The 6145-nt window shown below is 68.3% G+C and carries 5 protein-coding genes; 4 read left to right on the forward strand and 1 reads right to left on the reverse strand.

Translation table 11 applies throughout. From position 1 onward, the window contains the following. The first annotated feature begins 53 nt into the window (after positions 1-53). The 4 genes from AB4Y86_RS09590 (at position 54) to AB4Y86_RS09605 (ending at position 4360) form a co-directional block, all read left to right on the forward strand. Positions 54-1424, forward strand: a complete 1371-nt coding sequence (locus AB4Y86_RS09590; RefSeq protein WP_441402013.1) for an isochorismate synthase — start codon at positions 54-56, stop codon at positions 1422-1424. Positions 1425-1632: 208 nt separating this feature from the next. Then, positions 1633-2592, forward strand: a complete 960-nt coding sequence (locus tag AB4Y86_RS09595) for an ABC transporter substrate-binding protein (RefSeq protein WP_441402014.1) — start codon at positions 1633-1635, stop codon at positions 2590-2592. A 35-nt stretch (positions 2593-2627) separates the two neighbouring features. Beyond that, positions 2628-3587: an amino acid ABC transporter permease gene (locus AB4Y86_RS09600; protein WP_441402015.1), complete on the forward strand. Its 960-nt coding sequence runs from the start codon at positions 2628-2630 to the stop codon at positions 3585-3587. Further along, positions 3584-4360, forward strand: a complete 777-nt coding sequence (locus AB4Y86_RS09605; RefSeq protein ID WP_441402016.1) for an amino acid ABC transporter ATP-binding protein — start codon at positions 3584-3586, stop codon at positions 4358-4360. Before AB4Y86_RS09600 ends, AB4Y86_RS09605 begins: the two co-directional genes overlap by 4 nt. 89 nt (positions 4361-4449) lie before the next feature. Here AB4Y86_RS09605 and menD read toward each other — a convergent pair whose 3' ends face one another. Continuing rightward, positions 4450-6144 (reverse strand): 2-succinyl-5-enolpyruvyl-6-hydroxy-3-cyclohexene-1-carboxylic-acid synthase, encoded by a 1695-nt coding sequence (gene menD / locus AB4Y86_RS09610; protein WP_441402017.1) that lies wholly within the window; start codon positions 6142-6144, stop codon positions 4450-4452. Position 6145: the final 1 nt, after the last annotated feature.

Raw genomic sequence — 6145 nt, forward strand, 5'->3', positions numbered from 1 at the left:
AACCGCGGGCGCGTCCGGGGCGCGGCGGACGTCGGGAGTAGTGTTGTCTCATCATGACGAGCACGTTCCCTACCAGAATTATCAGGACCCTGACAGTCCCCCTCGATGCAGATTCGTTCCCCGGGGGGCTGCCGTCGTTTCTGGTCCGCGACGACGTACTCTGCTGGACCCGGCGCGAGGCCGGCCTTGTCGGCTTCGGCGAGGTGGCCCGGTTCACCGCCACAGGTCCCGAGCGGTTCCTTGAGGCGGACATCTGGTGGCGGCACCTGGTCCTGGAAGCGGACGTCACGGACGCCGTCGGCTGCCCGGGCACCGGCCCCGTGGCTTTCGGCTCCTTCGCCTTCTCCAAGGTCTCCGCACACTCCTCCCGGCTGATCGTCCCCGAAATCGTCGTCGGGCTGCGTGACGGAACCGCCTGGCTGACCCAGCTCACGTTCGACGACGGCGAGCTCACCGAGGCCGGCGCCCGCGCCGCCCTTCGGCGCTGGCTGGGCGCGCCCGAGACCGTGCAGGGCCTCCCGGCGGCGCAGGCCGCTGCCACCGGAACGATGTCCTCCGATCAGCCGGCCGGTGCGCGGGAAGCCAAACTAAGCACCGGCTCGCTCAGCGAGGCGGACTGGATGGCCGCCGTCGCCGAGGGCGTCGCCGAAATCCGGACCGGAGCGCTGGAGAAGCTGGTGCTGGCGAGGGACATCGTCGCCACCGTGCCGGATGGCGTGAACGCCGCCGAGATCCTGCGCCAGCTGGCGGTGCGGTACCGCGAATGCTGGACCTATGGCGTCGACGGGCTGGTGGGCTCGACCCCCGAGATGCTGATCCAGGTGGAAGGCCGGACCGCGCAGGCACGCGTTCTGGCCGGCACCCTGGACCGCCGCGATGCCAAGGGCATGGCCGGCTCGCCGATGGAATTTGCCGAGCGCGTACTCGCCGGGTCCGAGAAGCAACGGCACGAACACGACATCGCGATCCAGTCCCTCACGACGCAGCTGGCGCCGTTCTCCGAGGCGATGAACGCGCACAGCGAGCCCTTCATCCTGGAGCTGCCGAACGTCTGGCACCTGGCGTCGGATGTCAAGGCCGAGCTGGCCGAGGTGGAAGGCCATGTGCCCACCTGCCTGGCCCTGATCAATGCGCTGCACCCCACCGCTGCGGTGTGCGGCACGCCCACCAGCGTGGCTGGTGCGCTGATCCGCAAACTGGAGCACCTGGACCGCGGCCCGTATGCCGGACCGGTCGGCTGGCTCGACGCCGCTGGCAACGGCGAATGGGGCATCGCACTCCGCGGCGCCGTCATCGAAGGGCCGGACACCGTCCGGCTTTACGCCGGCTGCGGGGTCGTGGAGGGTTCCGTGCCCGAGGCCGAGCTGGCGGAAACCTGGGCGAAGTTCCGGCCGATGCTGGAATCCCTCGGCATCAGCAGCTGACCTTGGCGGGGTGTCGGGTCCCCGGCCGCGGACCGCGCGGGCCGGGGAATCCGTAATCCCAGACAACTCGCGGCGGGGCCACTTGAAATCCGCCTGCCTATAGTTATCCAATAGTGAAACTAAGTTTTCTGTGACGTACATCTCTTGTTCGGCGATATACTATGCGCGACTTAGTTTTCGCATTCCCCTGCAAAAAAAGGTAAGAAAAATGCAGATCTCCCGTTCGTTCTTGGGCAACTCCAAGTTCAAGGCCGCTGCCGTGCTCGCGGTCGGCGCCCTGGCCCTCACTGGCTGCACCAACGCCTCCGAGTCGGGCACCGGCGGCGCGGCTGCTCCGTCCGGCAGCGCCAACGCCAGCGCCAGCTTTGACCCGACCACGGTCCAGAAAGACGATTCGCTTGCGGCCATGGTGCCGGCAGCGATCAAGTCCAAGGGGACCCTGACCGTGGGCGCGGACACCAGCTACGCCCCGGCGGAATTCCTCGGCACCGACGGCCAGACCCCGGTGGGCTACGACGTCGACATCGCCAAGGCCATCGGCGCGACCCTGGGACTCRAGGTCCAGGTGCAGACGGCCGAATTCACCGGCATTCTTCCGGCGCTGGGCCCGAAGTACGACCTGGGCATCTCATCCTTCACCATTAACAAGGAACGCCTCGGTGCGGTAAACATGGTCAGCTACTTCAACGCCGGCACCGCCTGGGCCGTGCAGAAGGGCAACCCGAAGAAGTTCTCCCTCGACGACGTCTGCGGCAAGTCGATCGGCGTTCAGACCGGCACCGTCCAGGAAGACCCGGATCTCTCCGACCGCAATAAGAAGTGCACGGCCGAAGGCAAGAAGCCCATCGACATTGTTACGCTCAAGAACCAGACGGACGTGACCACCCGGCTGGTCAACGGCAGCATCGATGCCATGGCGGCGGACTCCCCCATCATCGGCTACGCGCTGACCCAGACCAACGGGCAGCTTGAGAAGCTCGGCGACGTCTACGATGCCGCCCCGCAGGGCATCGCCGTCGCCAAATCGGACACCGCCCTCGCCGACGTCATCCAGAAGACCATGACGAAGCTGATCGAAAACGGCTCCTACAAGAAGATCCTGCAGGGCTGGGGTAACGCTGAAGGTGCCATCACCAAGTCCGAGGTCAACCCGACGGCCGGCTCTTGAGTCTTCCCGCCACCGACCACTCAGCAGGTGAAGCGATGAAAAGCCAGCAGGATAGCGCCGCGCCGGTACTGAACAAACCAGTACCGGTCCGGCACCCCGGTCGCTGGCTCAGCGCGGTGATCATCCTCGGCTTGCTCGCGGTGTTCCTGCAGTCGCTCGTAACCAACAGCAACTTCCGTTGGGACATTGTCGGCACCTACATCCTGGACGTCAAGGTCGTTCAGGGCGTTGGCTGGACCCTGCTGCTGACCGTGGCTTCGATGGTCCTGGCCATTGTCCTGGCGATCCTGCTGGCCTTCATGCGGCAATCCGACAACCCTGTGTTCCGCTGGTCAAGCTGGGCCTGGGTCTGGTTCTTCCGCGGCACTCCGGTATACACGCAGCTGGTGTTCTGGGGCTTGATCTCGGTGCTCTACCCGAAGATCAGCGCCGGTGTCCCGTTCGGACCGGAGCTGTTCAGCGTGGATACCAGCACGATTGTCACCACCACGATAGCGGCCATCCTCGGCCTGGGGCTTAATGAATCCGCTTACCTTGCCGAGATCTTCCGTGCCGGCCTCAAGTCCGTGGACCGCGGCCAGATGGAAGCGGCCGAAGCGCTGGGCATGGGCAAGACCAAGATCATGTGGCGGATCATTCTGCCGCAGGCCATGCGCGTCATTGTCCCGCCTACCGGCAATGAAACCATCGGGATGCTGAAGACCACCTCGCTGGTGTTGGCGGTGCCGTTCACCCTGGACCTCACCTTCGCCACGAATACCCTGGCCAACCGGACGTACCTGCCGGTTCCCCTGCTCATCGTGGCGGCCATCTGGTATCTGCTCATCACCAGCATCTTGATGGTCGGCCAGCACTACATCGAGGCGTACTACGGCAAGGGCGTGGACAACCTGGCGCCCGCGGCGGTGGCTCCGGGCGCCGCCAAGGCTGCCGGTGGCGGCGCAGACGTCCAGCGCTCAATGAAGACGGACTTCCCCGAGGAGAGTGCGCGATGACGATCACCGCAGAAAAGCCGCTGGTCAAGATCGAGGGCCTTCACAAGTTCTACGGCCAGCACCATGTGCTGCGCGGCATCGACATGACCGTCAATCAGGGCGAAGTGTCGGTGGTGATCGGGCCGTCGGGTTCCGGAAAGTCCACCATGCTGCGCTGCGTGAACCTGCTCGAAACGATCAGCGCCGGGCGGATCTCCGTCGGCGGCCAACTGATCGGCTACCGCGAGGTCAAGGGCCGGCTGCACGATCTGAAGACCAAGGAAATCGCCGCCCAGCGCCGCGAGATCGGCATGGTCTTCCAGCGCTTCAACCTGTTCCCGCACAAGACGGCGCTGCAGAACGTCATGGAAGCGCCGGTCCAGGTCAAGGGCCAGTCTCGCGACGCCGCCCGGAAGCGCGCGCTGGAACTGCTGGACCGGGTGGGCCTGGCGGACCGGGCCGGCCACTACCCCTCGCAGCTCTCCGGCGGACAGCAGCAACGCGTGGCCATCGCCCGTGCCCTCGCCATGGACCCGGAACTGATGCTCTTTGATGAGCCCACGTCCGCGCTGGACCCGGAACTCGTGGGCGACGTCCTGAACGTGATGAAGGACCTCGCCAAATCCGGCATGACCATGATCGTGGTGACCCACGAGATTGGCTTCGCCCGGGAGGTCGGCGACCGGCTGACCTTCATGGACGGCGGCGTCGTCGTGGAATCCGGGGACCCGCGGGAGGTGCTCGCGAACCCGCAGCACGCCCGCACCAAGGAATTCCTGAGCCGGGTGCTGTAGGCCGGCTCACACAGTACCTGTCGACCCGCTAATGCCCTGTCGCTGCCGGAATATCCGCAGCGGCAGGGCATTTGCGCCTCAACGGTGCGTCAGTCCGTGACGGGGACCCCGGTCACGGCCGCGGCCACCGCGGCCCGGATCCGCCCGTGCAACTCCCGGAGTCCATGCCGGTCCGTCCGGACCTCGATGATGCTGCGGCCCTCGACCGGTTCGGCCAGTGCCGCGGCAAGCTCCGCCGTCGTGCTCACTGCCCGGTGCGCGACGCCGTAGGCGGCGGCGAGGGCGGCGATGTCCACGGTGTGGGGGGTGCCGAACAGTCGCTCGACGGCGGTGCCGTAACGGCCGGACCGCTCGACGGCGCCGTGCTCCAGGAGCCCGAAGATGGCCCCGCCGGCGTCGTTGAGGACCACGATCCGCAGTGCCGGCACGGCCTCCCCGGCGCCCAGCAGGAGGCCGCCCGCGTCGTGCAGGAAGGTCACGTCGCCCAGCAGCACGGTGGTTTCCTGCCTGCCGCCGAGGGCGATGCCGGTGGCAGTGGCGATGGTGCCGTCGATCCCGGCGAGCCCCCGGTTGGCGAAGACGGTGGCCCGCGGTTCCTGGGCCGGTGCGCCCGCGAGGTCGACGTCGCGGATTCCGTTGGAGGAGCCCAGCACGAGCTGTCCGCGGGTATGGGCCCACACCAGGGCCCCAACTTCGGGGCCGGAAATTGCGGGGTCCGACGCGGGGCCGGATCCCGCAGGGGCGGGCGTCACCCCCGCGGATCCAGAAAGCACCAGGTCAACGGCATGCTGGGCGGCGGCGCCGGCCAGCAGCCACGCATCGAGCCACGCCGGCGCACCCCGGCCGGCGAAATCGGCAAGGTCGGCCAGGGTCTCGAGCGGCAGTTCGGTCCGGCGGCCGGGCTGGTACCACGCCACCGGAACGGGCTGATAGAGGGCGGACGGGACGTCGGCGCGGGCGAGTAGTTCGGACACCGGGCGGGAGAGGGTCGGCCGGCCGAAGAGCACGACGCGTTCGATCGGCTGGCGCGATTCCGGGCCGAAGTGTTCCAGCAGGAGCCGGTAGGGGCCCACCGCGTTCGGGCCGAAGCGGGCGTTGGAGGATGGCTCGGCGAGCAGCGGCAGGCCGTGGGCGCGGGCGAACGCCTCGGCGACGGGGCCGGCGTCGTGCCCGGCCAAAACCACGGTGCGCCGCTCGGGCAGGGCCCGGGAGGCCGCCGGGAAGTCCAGCGCCAGCGGAGGCCGCGGGGCATGGTGGACCCGGTGCCCGGACGCTTCGCCCAGGCCGTCACCGGCGGCCGGGACGAGCGGGTCACGGAAGGCGAGATTCAGCTGCACGGGCCCCGGCGGAATGTCCTCGAAGGCGCCGGTGGCGGCGCTGAGCGCAGTCTCGACGGCCCGGAGCGGGTTTTGGCCGGCGGGCACGTCGGCGGCGAAGCGGACGTGCTCGCCGAACAGGTCCGGCTGCACGGTGGTCTGGTTGGCTCCGGTGCCGCGGAGTTCCTCCGGCCGGTCCGCTGAGAGGACCACCAGGGGGACGGCGGCGTGGTTGGCCTCCATCACGGCCGGCAGCAGGTTCCCGACCGCGGTTCCCGACGTGGTGAGCACGGCTGCCGGGGCCCCTGTGGCCAGGGCGAGGCCCAGCGCAGTGAAGCCGGCGTCGCGTTCGTCGATGCGGACCAGGAGCTCCACCCGGCCGGCGGCGTCGGCTTCGGCAAGCGCGTAGGCCATCGGCGCCGAACGGGAGCCCGGGGCCACCACGACGTAGCGCACTCCGGCGCCGATC

Origin of the sequence: Arthrobacter sp. 2YAF22_2, from assembly GCF_052114645.1 — a bacterium.
Classification (GTDB): Bacteria; Actinomycetota; Actinomycetes; order Actinomycetales; family Micrococcaceae; genus Arthrobacter.